The 15,264-nt window shown below is 69.5% G+C and carries 14 protein-coding genes; 5 read left to right on the top strand and 9 right to left on the bottom strand.

Features of this window, described 5'->3' with window-relative positions; genetic code table 11:
- Positions 1-328 precede the first annotated feature (328 nt).
- Positions 329-2,503 carry a glycoside hydrolase family 3 protein gene (locus NF557_RS08745; protein ID WP_252618816.1) on the bottom strand — a complete coding sequence of 725 codons (2,175 nt, stop codon included), beginning with the start codon at positions 2,501-2,503 and terminating at the stop codon, positions 329-331.
- Positions 2,504-2,679: 176 nt separating this feature from the next.
- Here NF557_RS08745 and NF557_RS08740 point away from each other — a divergent pair, with 176 nt between their 5' ends.
- Positions 2,680-4,770 carry a cytidylate kinase family protein gene (locus NF557_RS08740; protein ID WP_252618815.1) on the top strand — a complete coding sequence of 697 codons (2,091 nt, stop codon included), beginning with the start codon at positions 2,680-2,682 and terminating at the stop codon, positions 4,768-4,770.
- Positions 4,771-4,785: 15 nt separating this feature from the next.
- Here the strand turns inward: NF557_RS08740 and NF557_RS08735 are convergent, their stop codons facing one another.
- The 8 genes from NF557_RS08735 to NF557_RS08700 form a co-directional block, all read right to left on the bottom strand.
- Positions 4,786-5,793: an NAD(P)H-binding protein gene (locus NF557_RS08735; RefSeq protein ID WP_252618813.1), complete on the bottom strand. Its 1,008-nt coding sequence runs from the start codon at positions 5,791-5,793 to the stop codon at positions 4,786-4,788.
- 7 nt (positions 5,794-5,800) lie between these two features.
- On the bottom strand, positions 5,801-6,523 hold the full coding sequence (locus NF557_RS08730) for a CPBP family intramembrane glutamic endopeptidase (RefSeq protein ID WP_252618812.1): 723 nt from the start codon (positions 6,521-6,523) through the stop codon (positions 5,801-5,803).
- A 38-nt stretch (positions 6,524-6,561) separates the two neighbouring features.
- Positions 6,562-7,095, bottom strand: a complete 534-nt coding sequence (locus tag NF557_RS08725) for a pyridoxamine 5'-phosphate oxidase family protein (protein ID WP_252618811.1) — start codon at positions 7,093-7,095, stop codon at positions 6,562-6,564.
- Positions 7,096-7,225: 130 nt separating this feature from the next.
- Entirely contained in the window at positions 7,226-8,017 is a 792-nt protein-coding gene (locus tag NF557_RS08720) for a TspO/MBR family protein (protein ID WP_252618810.1), read from the bottom strand.
- A gap of 70 nt (positions 8,018-8,087) precedes the next feature.
- Entirely contained in the window at positions 8,088-8,765 is a 678-nt protein-coding gene (locus NF557_RS08715) for an anti-sigma factor (protein ID WP_252618809.1), read from the bottom strand.
- Positions 8,762-9,301 carry an RNA polymerase sigma factor gene (locus tag NF557_RS08710; RefSeq protein ID WP_252618807.1) on the bottom strand — a complete coding sequence of 180 codons (540 nt, stop codon included), beginning with the start codon at positions 9,299-9,301 and terminating at the stop codon, positions 8,762-8,764. The genes NF557_RS08715 and NF557_RS08710 overlap by 4 nt, the downstream gene beginning before the upstream one ends.
- Positions 9,302-9,325: 24 nt before the next feature.
- Positions 9,326-10,087, bottom strand: coding sequence for a class F sortase (locus NF557_RS08705; protein ID WP_252618805.1), 762 nt, complete (start codon positions 10,085-10,087; stop codon positions 9,326-9,328).
- 4 nt (positions 10,088-10,091) lie between these two features.
- Positions 10,092-10,892: a DUF4397 domain-containing protein gene (locus NF557_RS08700; RefSeq protein WP_252618803.1), complete on the bottom strand. Its 801-nt coding sequence runs from the start codon at positions 10,890-10,892 to the stop codon at positions 10,092-10,094.
- Positions 10,893-11,033: 141 nt separating this feature from the next.
- Between NF557_RS08700 and NF557_RS08695 the strand changes: the two genes are divergently transcribed.
- From NF557_RS08695 to NF557_RS08680, 4 genes are all read left to right on the top strand, one after another.
- A complete protein-coding gene (locus NF557_RS08695; protein WP_252623854.1) occupies positions 11,034-12,410 on the top strand; it encodes a cryptochrome/photolyase family protein in 1,377 nt (458 codons plus the stop codon).
- 70 nt (positions 12,411-12,480) lie between these two features.
- Positions 12,481-12,933, top strand: a complete 453-nt coding sequence (locus tag NF557_RS08690) for a hypothetical protein (RefSeq protein ID WP_252623851.1) — start codon at positions 12,481-12,483, stop codon at positions 12,931-12,933.
- An 81-nt stretch (positions 12,934-13,014) separates the two neighbouring features.
- A complete protein-coding gene (locus NF557_RS08685) occupies positions 13,015-13,965 on the top strand; it encodes a MerR family transcriptional regulator (protein ID WP_252623850.1) in 951 nt (316 codons plus the stop codon).
- A gap of 126 nt (positions 13,966-14,091) precedes the next feature.
- Entirely contained in the window at positions 14,092-15,255 is a 1,164-nt protein-coding gene (locus tag NF557_RS08680; protein WP_252623849.1) for a polyprenyl synthetase family protein, read from the top strand.
- The last annotated feature ends 9 nt before the right edge of the window (positions 15,256-15,264 follow it).

The following is a 15,264-nucleotide window of genomic DNA, read 5'->3' as shown; positions in this document are numbered from 1 at the left end:
CGAGGCGAGGACCGAGAAGATGATCATGGCTAGGCATCCTGGCCCGCCGCCGAGTGGTCTGACGTCAATGTTTCGTCCGATTCGCATGGGTGGTGTCGCGTCCTTCGTCGCTAGCGCTGCCGGCGCCGAGGCAACCAGCAGTGGGGGCCGTCGAACTGACGGCCAGGTCAGCTCAGTTGCCGCTCAGGTGCCCGCGCTTGCTTGACGGGCGAGATGGAGGACCGAGGTTCGAGAAACTTGTGGGACTAGAACGTCAACCACTTTCGGTTCACGAACCAAGGTTACCTCGCTCTTGGGCTTCCTTGATCGACGCTGGCGTCCCGCGCGTTCAAAACGTGAGGCCGTGCCCGAACCCGTAGAGCGCGCCGTCGGTCGTGTCGTCGTAGCCGGGCAGGTCACTGGACTGCTCCTCGATGGCCAGCGAGGACGCGGCGAGCGCGAAGGGCATCCGCCCCTGTGGGGCGAACGCGCCGGTGAGCACGTCCAGCAGTGCCTCGCCGGAGATGCCGAAGGTCGCCACGATCGCCCCCGCGTCGCGCAGCCCACTCCCCTGGTCCAGCACGAACGGCTGCCGGAAGTAGACGTCGAGCACCACCTTGGTCGGGTCGTCGACCTCACGCATTACCTCCTGGATGGTGCGCAGGGACGGCCGGACGCTCCACGACTCGGCCTCCTCCATGCCGGAGAAGTCCAGCACCCCGCTCTCCCACGGCAACGGGCCGCCGAACGGCAGCCCGTCGTCGGTGCAGGTCGGGGCGCCGTAGGCCACTCCTGCGTCGGCCGCGCCGAAGGGGCTCTTGCCGTCCAGCCCGCGGACGCCGGGGAAGACGACGGGGCTGATCTTGTCCGGGCGCATCCCCGAGTTCGGGTCGGCGCTGCGGTAGTCCCCCGTCCCCAGGGTGAGCGCGCTCAGACTGACCAGCACGTGGTCAGCGCCCGCGGCGCTCGGCCGGTCCTCGGCGTTGCCGTCGACCACCGTGAAGCCGCGTGCGGTGAGCGCGTCGGTGTCCACCGTGCCCAGGACGAACACTGTCGACCCCGGTTGCAGCGGGAGCGCCGGACCGGAGCCGTCGGCCCGATCCTGGTTCTGGAGCAGCACCACGGACTTGCGCTGGATGTCGAGGGCGACGTCAGTATGCCGGGGGGTGGCCAGGATGTCGTTCGCCGCCTCCTCCTCCACGTAGGGGTCCTCAAACAGTCCCATCCGGAACAACGGGACAAGCAGCCGCACTGCGGCGAGGTCGACACGCTCCTGGGAGACCAGGCCACTCTCGACCAGGCTGGTGATGACGGTGATGTCGTGGAAGCCGGACAGGGTGTCGGTGCCGGAGTTGATGGCGGCCGCGACCCGCTGCGGGATCGTCACCTCTTCCAGCCCCCAGGCGCGGTCGGTGACGATGCCGGTGTCGGAGTTGACGTAGCCGGCGAAGCCCAGGCTGTCACGCAGCAGTCCGGTCACGATCTCGTCGCTGAAGGCCATGCCTATCTGGTCATAGGTCACACCGTCGTGGGTGACGCCCATCGGCACCCCGTAGTAGGGCATGATCGCGGCCGCTCCGCCCGCGATCGCCGCCCGGAACGGCTCCAGGTGCTGGCCGAAGTTGTCTCCCGGGTAGACCTGGGTCTTGCCGAAGGAGTAGTGGGGGTCGAGCCCTCGTTCCTGCGGGCCGCCGCCGGGAAAGTGCTTGATGGTCAACGCGACATCGGTCGTGGGGTTCAGCGACGAGCCGTCGACAACCTCGGACCCCTGCAACGTCTGCAGGAGAGCGGTCACGATCCGACTGGTGAGCGCAGCGTCCTCGCTGAAGCACTCGTGGGTGCGATACCACCGCGGTTCGGTGATGAGATCGACCATGTAGCCATACATGCCGCGGAGTCCGATAGCGTGCCACTCCGCGCCCATGACCTCGGCGAACGCCACGACCGGGTCCATGCTGTCCGCGCCCAGTGCCGCAGCGGCCAGGCCGGCCTCCTTGGGGAAGCCGCTGAACGCCCCGTGACTTTCATTGATGCCGGCGCGGGCGTCCGGGTCGATGTGGTTGCGGGCGTTCGACTTGGCCAGCACCGGGATGCCCAGCCGGCTCCCCTCGGCCAGATCCTGCACGGCGTTCAGGAACGACGCGGCCTGCTCCGGCGTGACCGACGACCCGGCCACGAACGGGTGGCTGTCGTCCCCCTGGCGCTCCTCCCCCGGCACCGCCACGACATTGCGGAAGATGATGCGCCGCATGTGACCCCGGCCGATGTAGTCCTCGGCGAGCTCGGTGACGGTGCCACCCCAGCCGGCGTTGACCGTGTCGATGAGCATCAGGCCAGCCTTCTCGTCGAGCGTCATCCGAGACACCAGGTCGTCTGCCCGCTCCTGCGGGGTCAACCGCCAGTCCTCATAGGGGCTCAGGTGCTGGTCGCCGTCCAGGTCACGGAAGACCAGTCCGTCGACCTCGATGGTCGCCTTCGATCGGGCGCCGATCCTGGGCTGTTCTGAGCTAGGGCGATCGGACATGGCATCCTCACTTTTCTCACGGCGCTGGCATTGTCCTCCAGTCAACCGCACGCGAGCCGCCGTGTCCTGCGGGTCGCACCTGAGGAAACTCTGGCCGGGCGGCGCGCCTGGCCCTAGAGTCTGGATAGCGCATCCGATGTGATCTGCCGCCAACGGCGTTGACGAGGGGACGAGCAATGGCCAAGAAGCCCACGAAGGACACGGGAACCCTCTCGGGCGGCCAGGTCTTCTCCTACTCCCTCGGGGACGTCGCCAACAACCTGACGTTCATGATGACGTCGATGTTCCTCATGGTCTATATGACGGACATCGCGGGACTGTCGGCCGGCGTCGCAGGCACGATCTACGGAGTCACCAAGATCTGGGCTGGCGTCGCCGACCTGATCGCAGGCCAGACCGTCGACCGCATCAACACGCGCTGGGGCCGGCTGCGTCCTTGGCTGCTCTTCGGCAGCACGCCGCTCGCCATCGTCTTCGTCCTCCTGTTCAGTGTCCCCGCCGGGCTCAGCCCCGCACTCACCATCGCCTGGATCTTCCTGTTCGATGCGCTCTTCCAGCTGGCGTACTCGTTCGTCAACATCCCCTACGGGTCGTTGTCCGCCGCCATGACTCAGGACTCCGTCGACCGGTCGAAGCTGTCGGGTGCCCGGTCGATCGCCAACGCGCTGACCGGCGTTGTGCTCTCTGCGATCGTCGCTCCGCAGTTCCAGGACACCACCGGCGACAACGTTCGGCTCCAGTTCACGCTGACCACGGTCGCGCTGGGCATTGTCGCCATCGTCCTTTACCTCATCTGTTTCAAGAACGCCAGGGAGGTCGTGCCGCGCAGCGCGACCAAGATCTCCCTCAAGCGCACCCTGAAGATGATTCGCCACAACAGGCCGTTGATCGTCCTGTGCCTGGCGGCGTTCTTCCTCCTCGCCGCGATCTTCACGATGAATGCGGTGGGCCTCTACTACGCGCGCTATGTGTTGGGCAACGCCGGCTGGTTCACCTTCCTGGCGCTGGCCCAGACAGTCGGCACGGTCATTGTGGCCTCCCTGGTGCCCGGCATCACCTCGCGCTACGGGAAGCGGAACGGCTACATCGGCGCAGCCATGATCGCCATCTCTGCCTTCGTGCTGATCTACTTCGTGCCCGACGGCAACCTACCCATCGCCATCGTCGCCTGGTTCCTGTTCGGCCTGGGCTCAGGTGGCACCAATGCCCTCATGTTCTCCATGCAGGCGGACACAGTCGACTATGGCGAGTGGAAGACCGGGGTGCGTGCTGAGGGGGGGTCCTACTCCGTCCTCTCCTTCATCCGGAAGTCCGGCCAGGGCGTCGGGGGTTGGGCCGGCGCAGCTCTCATCGGTGCCTACGGCTACGTTGCCCAGGCGGATGTGCAGGACGCGACAGCGGAGCAGGGCATTCGGTTGGCCACGGGTTTGCTGCCCGCGTTCCTGGCCGTTGCCGCGACCGTGGTCATGATCTGGTACAACCTCAGCGTCGACGACCACACGAAAATCGTGCGCGATCTCAACGCCCGTCGTTCGGAGGGCGCTGTCAGCACGGCGTACGGCGTGGAGGCCGACCGGGTCGTGATCGAAGAGCTCGGTGACGCACGGAACCTGCTGCTGCGCCCGCGCGAGGAGGGAATCTTGCCGGTGGTCACCATCTTCGAGCTCGAAGGTGCTGGCGCTTCGGAGATCGGTCCTGCCGTGGCCGCGAAGCTGGGGGTCAAGTACGTGCCTCAGAAGTTCAGCTCCGATGAGGTGGCCGAGGTGGACACGCAGGCACTGTTCTCCGACAGTGGCTTTGAACGCTGGCTGCGAACCGTGTCCTACACCGGGACCCAGGATGCGGACATGGCACGCGCCCTGGACTACGCCGAGGACCACTCCATCGCGGAGCAGAACCGCCTGGAACTGCTGAAGTTCGCCGAGGACGGCGCCGTCATCCGGGGCCGCAACGGAGCCTATGTCCTCGGCCGCGCGGTCGGCGGCCTGCACGTGCGGCTGACCGCACCACTCAAGATGCGCATCGAGAGGGTGAGGTCCAAGACCGGCTTGAGCCAGTCGGACGCAGAGTCGCGGATCGCCGTCGAGGACCGCGTCCGTGCCGAGATGTCCCGCAACCTCTATCAGTGGGACCCGAACACGGATGAGTACTACGACCTCGTGATCAACACCGGAACGGTGACCTATGAGCAGGTCGTGGACGCGATCGTCGGCTTCTATCGCAGCAAGTACCCGGAGTCCGACTCGAAGGCCTCACCTACCAGCTGAGGCCCACCGTCCCCGTCAGGATCGTCGGACCGCACGGGCAGCCAGCCCGGCGGCGACCGCCGCCGCGAGGCCCACGACTGCTGCCGCGACGCCTACCGCGTGCCTCGGGTCTGGCTCGACGCCCTCCATCGCGCGCCGGACCGCGTCGCGGTAGCCAGTCACCCCACCGGGTGGTGCACCCACCAGCGCTTCCAGATCGTCCTCGCGGCAGACCACCTCGTGCACCAGCGAGCCGACCAGCGGTTTGGCCACAGCGGCAGCGACCGGCGTCACCAGCCCGACCCAGTGGCTGGCGAGCCAGGGAGTCATGACGGGCACAGTCAGGATCAAGCGTGGGCGCTGGCCGGTCTCCTCGGCGAACTGCTGCATCATCTCGCGATAGGTGAGCACGTCCGGGCCACCGATGTCGAAGGTGCGGCTAACTTCGGGCGGCAGGTCGGCTGCTGCCACCAGCCAGTGCAGCACGTCGTCGATGCCGATCGGCTGGATGCGGTTGTCGAGCCACTGCGGGGCCACCATCGCCGGCAGCCGTGAGGTCAGATAGCGCAGCATCTCAAAACTGGCCGAACCGCGGCCGATCACGGTCGCAGCCTGCAGCACCGCGGTCGGCACACCGGAGGCGATCAATCGCTCCCCCACCTCGACACGCGAGGACAGGTGCGTCGAGAGCTCGCCGTCGGGGTGCAGCCCGGACAGATAGACGATCCGTCCCACCGACTCCTCGCGGGCCGCCCGGCCGAACCCCTCGGCCAGGTCGCGGTCGCGACGCACGAAGTCCCCGTCACCGTCCATGGAGTGGATCAGATAGTAGGCGACGTCGACCTGCCGCAGGGCCTCGCGCAGGTGCGCTGGGTCACCGGCGTCGCCCTGGCACACCTCGACGTCTCCTGCCCAGGGGGCGTCCAGGTGACCCGAGCGCGTGAGGACGCGCACGGCATACCCAGACTCAAGCAGGCGTGGGACCAGGAGTCCTCCGATATAGCCGGAGGCACCCGTGACCAGGGCTGTGCGCGGAGCGTTCATGACGACATCACCTCAGGGATGAGAGCAGGGGTGGCAGGAGCAGGAGCATCCCGGTCGACCACGTGACGTGGGTGATGACCGGACCGAGTACGCCCCCGGTGACCCTCCGCTGCAGGCCGCACACCAGCCCCAGGCAGGCCGCGGCGAGCACCAGCAGCGGAACCCCCACGACGATGGTGGTGAGGGCATAGACGACCGTGGTCATCGCAACGGTCCAACGTTGCGGGATGGCGGCATACAGAGCGCCGCGGAAGAAGATCTCCTCCGCGACCCCGTTGACCATGGTGATGAGCAGGACGAGCGCAAGCGAACCAAAGCGGGCGTGGTCCAGCAGGTCGTCGACCGGGCCGCGGAGCACCGGCACCTGGGCGACCAGGAGGGCACCTGCCAGAAAGATCGCGAGGAGCAAGCCGCCCAGCGCGAGGGACTGCACGACGGGCCGGGCATAGCCCGTGCCCGACCGGGTGTGCGCGCGGCCGAGATAGAGCGGTCCGGCGACCAGCGCGCCGATCAGCCAGGTCGCGGCGAGCGCCCCGGTGCCGACATAGAACAGTGGGTCGCCCGGACGCAGCTGCAGGGACCACCACAGCACTGCGGCGCCCGCCACGAGGGTGACGCCCGCAGCCCATCGCCGACGCCGCAGGACCCGGGCAGGATCGCGCTGGTCGCGTGGGACGGGGGTCACCAGAGCAGCGCGCAGGAAGGCGCGCAGCTCGGTCAGCGGGTTCACCTGACCCACTCTGCCCTGTTCGGGGCGCAAGCCCCGACTCAGGGCAGCTCGACGACCGTCGAGGAGGGCTCGTCGGAGTCCCGACCCGTGACCGCCCTCAACGTGCTGACCGCGGTGCCCAACAGGGAGTCACCGCCCCAGTAGTGGGCGGTGTCGGCCGAGACTCGCAGCACCACGTTGTCCGGGTTGTCCGAGCCGCCCTCCATGAACAAGTCCGCTCCCTTCGACCAGAGCTGCTCCACCAGCGCCCGGTCCTCGACGAGCGAGGCCGTGCCCGCGAGTGAGACCCACGCCTTCATCGAGGAGTAGGCGACATTGACCCTGGGGTCCGCCCGGACGTCGGCCGCGGCCGCGCTGCTGCTGCGCACGAGGAACAGGACGTCACCGTCATCCTCGGCGACCTGGGTGGACAGGGGGCGACTGGTCAGCCGGCCCTCGCTCGAGCTGGAGTCGACCGTCGTGAGCATCGCGATGTCCATGCCGGAGATCATCTCGTGCACCTTGGCCACCTCTGCCGGGTCATCACTGACTCGCACGGGGTCATGGGGGCTCGTGTCGTGATGCTCGGTCATCAACGCTCCTGACGGTTGCCGTGTGTTGTGCGCCCAGTCGGGTGCCGCACGACCCCACGCTAGATCCCCCGGGGTCCGGGTGCAGACCGAAACGACACGGGCTGGGGTCGCCGTCGTGACCAGAGTCAGGTCAGGGGCGACCCAGGGCAGTCCTGCTGGTCAGCACAGCCCAGGTCGCGGTGATGACGACCGCAGCGGCCACCGCAGAATAGCCGACCACCTCATGGCGCAGCTCACCGCTGAGGCGACCGGCGGCCACCCAGGAGACGCCCCAGACGAGCGCCGCCGCAAAGGCGGCACGCAAGGCGTGGTCGGTCGTGCGGGTCAGGAGGAACCCGGCCAGTCCCACGACGACAAGGAGGACTGCGACGGTCGCGATGGTGGCGCCGAGGCCCTCCGTCGGGACCCCGAGGCTGACCAGCCAGATGGCCACGTTTGCGCACGTGGCCACGCAGATCCAGCCGAGGTAGAGGCCGAAGGTGATTGAGACGAAGATCCTCGGGCCCCATCCTCCGTCCGGCAGGCCGGCGGTCCGGTCCAGGATGACGCCGAGTGACACTGCGATCCCGGCGATGACGAGGACGGAGACCAGGACCCAGCCCGCAAAGACGACGAGCAGCCAGACTCCGTTGAGCGCGAGCGATGCGGCCGCCGGGAGCCGGGTGCGCGTCGCCCACGCGGCGTCAGCACTGCGCGGCAGCCACTGCCAGATGACATAACCGGCGAGGAAGGCATAGATCACCGACCAGATCGAGAAGGCCGGTCCAGCGGGCGCGATGAGAGTGGCCCTGTCGGAGAAGAGACCCTCGCCCTGCTCCGCGACGCCTCCGCCGCCGACCAGACCGGTGCCGATGAGGGTCCCACCGATCCACACGAGGGCAGCAAAGGAGACAGCGAGCTGGTCTCGACGCACGGTGCTCATCGGCCGAGGCTATCGCTCGTGCCCGTGGTTGGGCCGGGTCTGACGCACCCGTCGGAGTCCGGCCTCCGGGTCACCCGACTTCCCCACGCACCAGGCTGTCACCCCCGTGGCCCGGGTCACCGTCCATGTGTTCCCGGGAGATGTCCACCACGGCGAACTCCGCCAGGTCGATGCCGCCCGGCAGGAGGAACTCGCCCTCGTCCCCGTCGAGCACGCCCAGGGTCACCATGCCGCTCACGTCGGGTCGGAGCAACCACACCTCGAGGTAGCCGTCGGCCGCGTCTGGCGCAGCGCTCAGCTGCACCCGCAGCCGCTGGTGCCCGTCGACCTCGACCACCTGGGCACTGCCCCCGGTCCCGCCGTCCGCAAGCGGGACGAGCTCTCCGCTGGCAAGAACCTCTGCTGCCTGGTCGCGGTCTGTGAGCGCGACACCGGTCCACGCCACCACCGCGCCGACGGCTGCCGCGGCCAGCAGACGCACCCCGCTGCCGGCCCAGGAACCCGCCCGCCCGCCGCTGCGGGCGTGACGGGCGTGCGCCAGGTCGCGAGCGCCTACCCCCGTGGTGCCGCGCGACTGGCGTGCGCTGTTGAGGGAGCTGCCCAGCGCCTCCACGATCGAGGGCCAGACGTGAGCAGGCGGGGGGTGCTCGACGACTCCGCCACGACGCAGCAGCTCAACGGTCTGCGCATCCGTGGCGGACCCCTGCGACCCGGGCGGCTGCTCCGGGCCAGTTCCGTGCTGGTTCACTGGACAGCTCCCATCAGGGTTCGGAGCCGGGCGAGAGTCCGGTTCGTGTGGGTCTTGACGGTCCCCAGCGGCAGCTGGAGCAGCTCGGCGATCTCCTTCTGAGTCTTGTCGTGCACATAGGCCAGCAGCAGGATCTGCCGCGGCGGGTCGCCGATGCGCTCGAGCTCCTCATAGACCGCCAGGAGGTCGTCGCGGTCCAGCTCCACCGACTGCTCGTCGATCGCGTCCTCCTCCATGGGGTCGGGCACCTCCGCGGTGCGGTGGCGTTGCCGCAGCACGTCGGCGACAGCGCGCCGGGTGATGCCGACCAGCCAGGCACCCAGTGGACCGTGTGCCGGGTCGAAGGTGTCCCTGCCGCGCCAGGCCGAGAGGAAGACCTGCTGGGTGATGTCCTCGGCGTCCACGGGACCGACCGCCTTGCGGGCGAGGCCGTGGACCAGAGGACTCCAGCGCGTGTAGGCCCGCTCGAGAGCGTCCTCCGCCCCGTGGGTCCATGCTGTTGCGATCGCCGCGTCCGCAGTGTGCGCATCGGTCATGCAGTCACTCTAGGAGGTGGGCACTCATCGGACGGGCTCGGCAGTGATGACGAGGTTGTCGGTGTAGTGCCCGGCACGCGGTGACCAGTCACCAGTGCAGGTGACCAGTCGCAGCACGGGGTCGCCGTCGCGGCGGAAGAGCTCGTCGACGGCGAGGTCGGACTTGGCGACCTGCTCACCGCCGACCATGCGGTATGCCGTGCTCGTCCCATCGGAGAGCTCGACCACCACCTCGACGCCTTCGCGTGCCTCGGTCAGTCTGAAGAACGGACCAGGCCCGGCTGCGTCATCGATGTGGCCCGCCAGGACGACCGAACCCAGGTCGTTACCGGGGGCAGGACCGTGGCGGTACCAGCCGGCCCGGTCGGGGTCCTCCGGGACCTCCATCTGCCCGTCCGGCGTGACTCCGACAGCATCCAGCTCCATGTCGAGATCGAGTGCGGGGACCAGGAGCCGCACCGGCAGCGCCTGCTCCCTCACGGTGGGCAGGGACGCCGCGGAGCGGCCCGGCGTGGTGCTCCCCTCCGCCGCGGAAGGGGTGGCCGACGGCGAAGGGGAGCCGGTGGCGGTGGAGGTGTCCGCCCCCGGGGACGGCCCGTTGCCACCGACGGACTCCTGGCCAGTCACCGGCTCTAAGACCGATGAAGACCCGAAGTCGGCAGTGGCCGGCACCGTGTCCTGCATGAGGCCGCGCACCGCCCAGCCGACGAGCACCAGGCTGGCCAGTGTCACGACAACCGCGACGAGGCTGACCCGGTGACGTCGATGGGCGGTGGCACGGCCCATGGGCTCAGACCCGCTCGGAGCGGACGATGCTACGGCCGGCCACGACCGCGCCGGCCACGCCCGCGAGGGCGAGGACCATCAGTGCGCCGTTGTCGGCCAGGCCACCCTGACCGGACGGCACGCCCTCCGGGGCGCTGTGCAGGCCGTCGATGGTCTGCACGGCCAGGTCGAGGTTGGCGTCAGCAGCTGAGCCCCAGGCATAGACGATCGTGTTGGTCCCCTCGGCCAGGTTGAGGTCGGCCGGGCCGAGGACGACGTCCTCGGTGCCCCCGAGCACGACGTCGGCAGAAACAGTGCCGGCGGGCAGGTCAAGGACCTCCTCGTTCGGGTTGGTCAGGCCTTCGATGACGGGGGTGCCGCCAGCGCGCACATCCACGGCCGGAGCCGCGGCCGCGTGCCGGACGGTCAGGCGAGCCTCGCCCGCGGCAGTCTGCGACACATCGTTGACGAAAGCACTCAGCATCGGCGTCCCGTCCTCACCCAGGTGTGCTGCGAGGGTGAGGTTGGCGCCACCGGGGACCTCCAGGCCTGATGCGGACAGTGCCGGCTCAGCGGTGTCGGGCGTGTCCCCATCGGCATAGATGTCGATGTCATAGCTGCCCGCGGCCATCATCATCGGGTCGGTGAGCGTGCCGGGCTCGAAGTCCGGAATGGCCTCCTCGCCGTTGACATACACGTCGACGGTCAGCCCGGGCACGCCGTGCAGGACAGAGACGGTGGACTCGTGCCCGTCTGCCGCGGCAGGAGCGGCGAAGGCGACGGCGGTGACGCCGGTCATCAGGGCGAGGGTGGTGGTCTTGCGCATGGTGACTGCTCCTTGGGTCTGGGGCGGATCGATTCCGTCCTCACCTACCACTACGGGCGAGAACCCCCGTTTGGATTCAGGTTTGTCAAATGTTTGTCAAAAGCTTGTCCACTGTGCTCACGGCGGGCCTACGATATGCGCATGACATCGCTCCTCTGGCTCAGGCGAGACCTGCGTCGGCGTGACCATCCGGCGCTGCTGTCAGCTCGGGGCGAGACTCCGGGCACCGACGTGGCGGTGGTCTTCGTGCTCGACCCCGCGCTGTGGAGCCGCTCCGGTGCCGTGCGCCGGGCCTGGGTCGCGGCCAGCCTCCGCGCAGCTCGAGAGGAGTATGACGACCGCCTTGCGGTGCGCGTCGGCAACCCCCGCGAGGTGCTGCCTGCCGTGGTCTCCGAGGTGGGGGCCGCGTCCGTCCACGTCAGCCGGGAGACCACCCCCTTCGGCGTGCGTCGCGATGCGGACGTCAGCGAAGCCGTCGCGGCAGCAGGGACTCGCTGGGTCGAGTCCGGGACGCCGTATGCCGTCGGGCCGGGCCTGGTCCGCAACGGCACCGGTGACCCCTACAAGGTGTTCACTCCCTTCGCCCGGGCCTGGCGCGAGCACGGGTGGGCCGCGCCCGCTGCCAACCCGCGTCGCCTCGACCTGGTCGACCTCGCCAGTGACGATGAGGGTGAGCGCCTCCTGGACGAGGCCCTGGCCGAGGACGACCTGCCGGCCCTTCCAGACGCCGGTGAGCGTGCCGCGCTGACCCGCTGGCGCACCTTCCTGGACCAGGACCTCGCCGCCTATGACCAGGCCCGGGACCGGCCGGACCTTGACGGCACCAGCCAGCTGTCGGCATACCTCAAGGTCGGTGCGGTGCACCCGCGCACGTTGCTGGCCGACCTGGAGGATGAGACCGCGCCCGGTGCCGCACGGTTTGTCACCGAGCTCGCCTGGCGCGAGTTCTATGCCGACGTGCTGTGGCACCGGCCCGACAGCGCCTGGCGAGACCTGCGGCCACAGCTGGCGGGGCTGTCCTACGACGAGCCCGAGGACGCGGTGGCGGCCTGGAGGTCGGGACACACCGGCTATCCCTTCGTCGACGCAGGGATGCGTCAGCTGCTGGCCACCGGGTGGATGCACAACCGGTTGCGGATGATCACCGCGAGCTTCCTCACCAAGGACCTGCACGTGTGGTGGCCGGTCGGTGCGCGGTGGTTCCTGGACCACCTCATCGACGGTGATGTCGCCTCCAACAACCACGGGTGGCAGTGGGTAGCTGGGACCGGGACGGACGCGGCACCCTACTTCCGCGTGTTCAGTCCCGTCCGGCAGGGTGAGCGTTTTGATCCCGACGGTGACTACGTGCGCCGCTGGGTGCCCGAGCTCGCGCACCTGCCGGGCCCCGCTGTGCACCAACCCTGGGCACACCCCGAGGGCTACACCCACGGCTACCCACGACGCATTGTCGACCATGCCGAGGAGCGGGTGGAGGCCCTGCGGCGCTACGAGACTGGCAGGTCCGCCACCTCCTGAGCGCGCGTGGGCGCCAGACCCCGTCCTTGCGGACCGGCAGGCCGGGTTGAGTCGGTCTACGTTGGAACGCATGGACACCGACGACACCGGTCTCGACCTGGACCCGGAGCACTCCCGACCCGCCACGGCGACCGACGCAGAGATCGAGGCAGCGGGCACGGTGAGCGAGGCGCTGGAGAAGATCGAGCGGGCCCGCGGACACCTCTACTCCTTCCATCAGCTCATCGGCGCGGCCGACCTGGGCTTCGGTGAGGGCGCTGACCAGCTGGTCGCCAGCGGTCACGAAGACCTGGCGGGGCGCCTGCGCGAAGAGCTGATCGGCCTCAACGTGGTTGCCGGGCGCTGGAGCTTCCAGCTGGTCGAGGACTTCGACGACGGCTACTGGACGGCCGCTCGGGAGCTGGACCGTGCGGTCCGTGACGCGATGACCCAGGGTCGGCGGCACGTCTACGAGGCCGAGATGAAGCAGCGGCGGCGCACCCACGGCCGCTCCGGACACGAGGCTGGCCCGCAGGATCTCTGAGTCCTCTCGGACGCGCCGTCTGCGCCGCGGTCCAAGGTTTGTCCAAAGACCGGATAGGCTATGCCTCAGGAGGTGAGGCCCGTGCCCTACACGGTCAAGCAGGTCAGTGCCCTAACCGGGATCGGCCCCGACCGGTTGCGAGCCTGGGAGCGGCGCTATGGCGTGGTGTCCCCGACGCGCAGCGAGTCGGGCTATCGCCTTTATGACGACGCCGACCTCGCCCGGCTCCGGATGATGGTCCAGCTCGTCGAGACCGGCGCGCCCGCCTCACTCGCCGCGGAGCAGGTCCGGGCCTCCCACGCCCGCCCGGAGGTCGTCACGGGCACCGACGCCAACGCCGCGGTGGGGGCCAGCACTGCTGGCGGTCGCGACGCACCGGGGGTCACGCTGCCGGCCCTGCCCCCGGACAGCGCCTCGCCCGCACTCGAGGCACTGGTCTCCCCCGCCCGGTCCCTGGACGGCGGTGAGCTGGACCGGCTCCTGGACCGCGCCTTTGCGGCCGGCTCGTTCGAGTCCGTGGTGGAGCACTGGCTGCTCCCAGCCCTCACCGAGCTGGGTGAGGCCTGGGTCGACGGCCGGATCGACGTGGCCGGCGAGCACTTCGTCAGCGGGGCCGTGCAGGCTCGGTTGAGCCAGGCCTTCGAGGCCGCCGGCACCGCGCTCGAGGGGCCCGTGGTGCTGGTCGGCCTCCCACCAGGCTCTCTGCACGCGCTGGGGTCCCTCTCCTTCGCCACCTGCCTGCGCAGGCTGGGAGCCGACGTGCGCTGGCTGGGCAGCGACCTCCCGGTCGACAGCTGGGTCCACGCCGTCGGACGCCTCGCTCCTGCAGGCGTCGTCCTGTCCGCGCCGACGCCCCGAGACGCCGCGCCGGCGGTCACGGTGGTCCGGCGGCTGCGCGAGCTGTATCCAGGACTGCTGGTCTTCGTCGGCGGTGGCGCTGCGAAGGCCGAGGCCGTCGAGGGCATCCTGCTGCCTCACTCCGTGGTGCAAGCGGCGCGCGAAGTGGCGGTCAAGGTCCGCCCCGCGCGCTGACGCGCGGGCGTCCTCAGGATCGACGCGCCGAGTGTGTCTAGTGTTTGTCATATGTTTGTCTATGGTGCATGCTTGCTCTAGGCGACACACCGGACTTCCGGTCCCCGACGCACGAGATGAGCCACCATGACCAGACCAACTGCCGTCACGACGCGGCGAGTCACCACTCCCCCGGCGGTCTCAGCGCCCGAGACCGCCGTCGCCCCCGATCCTGCGCCCCGCTCCGCCTCGGCCCATCAGCGCTTCTTCGCGACCGGTCACGCACAGGTCGTGGACGAGCACGACCGGGTGCTCTGGCAGACGCTGCAGCAGCAGACCGAGGGCGGCAAGAGGTTCCGTCCGGCTCTGCTCACCGGCCTGTATGCCGCGCTCGGCGGGACGGACCACGAGGTCGCGGCCCGCGTCGGTGACGCGGTCGAGCTGTTGCACACGGCGTTTGTGATCCACGACGACGTCATCGACGGGGACGGCGTCCGGCGCGGGAGACCCAACATCACCGGGACGTTCACAGACCGCGCGACCGCGTCCGGTGCGGCTGCGGGCCCGGCCCGGCACTATGGGGAGGCGGCCGGCATCCTGGCCGGTGATCTGGCGCTTGCCGGGGCTGTCCGTGAGATCGCCCTGTGCGGCGCTCGTCCCACGGTGGTGGCCCGTCTCCTCGACCTGCTGGAGGAGGTCCTCCACCGCAGCGCCGCCGGGGAGCTGGCGGACGTGCGGGTGAGCCTGAGCGCAGACGCGTCGATGGTCGAGGCGCTCGACATCGCCGAGTGGAAGACCGCCGCCTACTCCTTCCAGCTGCCGATGCAGGCGGCCGCGATCCTCGCCGGCGCCGATGACGAGGTGGTGCACGCCCTCACGCAGGCCGGCAGGGCCCTGGGCATCGCCTTCCAGCTGCGCGACGACCTGGACGGTGTCTTCGCCCCGGTCGAGGAGACCGGCAAGGACCCGCTCTGCGACCTGCGGGAGGGCAAGTGCACCGCCCTCATCGTCGCGGCCCGCTCAACCCCGTTGTGGGAGCAGCTCGAGACCCTCGTCGGAGACCCCGACCTGTCGCCCCAGGGTGCCCAGCGGGCCCGCGACCTGCTGGTGGTCAGTGGCGCCCGGGACGCGGTGGAGACCCACGTGGGGGCGCTGCGTGATGCCGCCCTTGCGTCCTCTGCCGCCCTGCCCGACCGGGCGGCAGCCACCATGGCCGCGATGACCGAGCTGCTGCTGGTCCGGTCCGCTACGCTCAGGCCCTCCGACGAGACCGTGGCATCCGCCCACGAAAGCGCGCGAGGAGCCGCATGATGCCCCTGC

This window comes from Ornithinimicrobium cryptoxanthini (genome assembly GCF_023923205.1).
Taxonomy (GTDB): domain Bacteria; phylum Actinomycetota; class Actinomycetes; order Actinomycetales; family Dermatophilaceae; genus Ornithinicoccus; species Ornithinicoccus cryptoxanthini.
The sequence above is the reverse complement of the archived record's forward strand: the minus strand, read 5'-3'. Positions and strand labels throughout refer to the sequence as shown.

Excerpts from the sequence above, each read along its gene's own strand:
- NF557_RS08695 (WP_252623854.1), top strand. The coding sequence starts at position 11,034 with ATGACATCGCTCCTCTGGCTCAGGCGAGACCTGCGTCGGCGTGACCAT.
- NF557_RS08735 (WP_252618813.1), bottom strand. The coding sequence starts at position 5,793 with ATGAACGCTCCGCGCACAGCCCTGGTCACGGGTGCCTCCGGCTATATC.
- NF557_RS08680 (WP_252623849.1), top strand. The coding sequence starts at position 14,092 with ATGACCAGACCAACTGCCGTCACGACGCGGCGAGTCACCACTCCCCCG.
- NF557_RS08725 (WP_252618811.1), bottom strand. The coding sequence starts at position 7,095 with ATGACCGAGCATCACGACACGAGCCCCCATGACCCCGTGCGAGTCAGT.
- NF557_RS08740 (WP_252618815.1), top strand. The coding sequence starts at position 2,680 with ATGGCCAAGAAGCCCACGAAGGACACGGGAACCCTCTCGGGCGGCCAG.
- NF557_RS08745 (WP_252618816.1), bottom strand. The coding sequence starts at position 2,503 with ATGTCCGATCGCCCTAGCTCAGAACAGCCCAGGATCGGCGCCCGATCG.
- NF557_RS08720 (WP_252618810.1), bottom strand. The coding sequence starts at position 8,017 with ATGAGCACCGTGCGTCGAGACCAGCTCGCTGTCTCCTTTGCTGCCCTC.
- NF557_RS08700 (WP_252618803.1), bottom strand. The coding sequence starts at position 10,892 with ATGCGCAAGACCACCACCCTCGCCCTGATGACCGGCGTCACCGCCGTC.
- NF557_RS08705 (WP_252618805.1), bottom strand. The coding sequence starts at position 10,087 with ATGGGCCGTGCCACCGCCCATCGACGTCACCGGGTCAGCCTCGTCGCG.
- NF557_RS08710 (WP_252618807.1), bottom strand. The coding sequence starts at position 9,301 with ATGACCGATGCGCACACTGCGGACGCGGCGATCGCAACAGCATGGACC.
- NF557_RS08690 (WP_252623851.1), top strand. The coding sequence starts at position 12,481 with ATGGACACCGACGACACCGGTCTCGACCTGGACCCGGAGCACTCCCGA.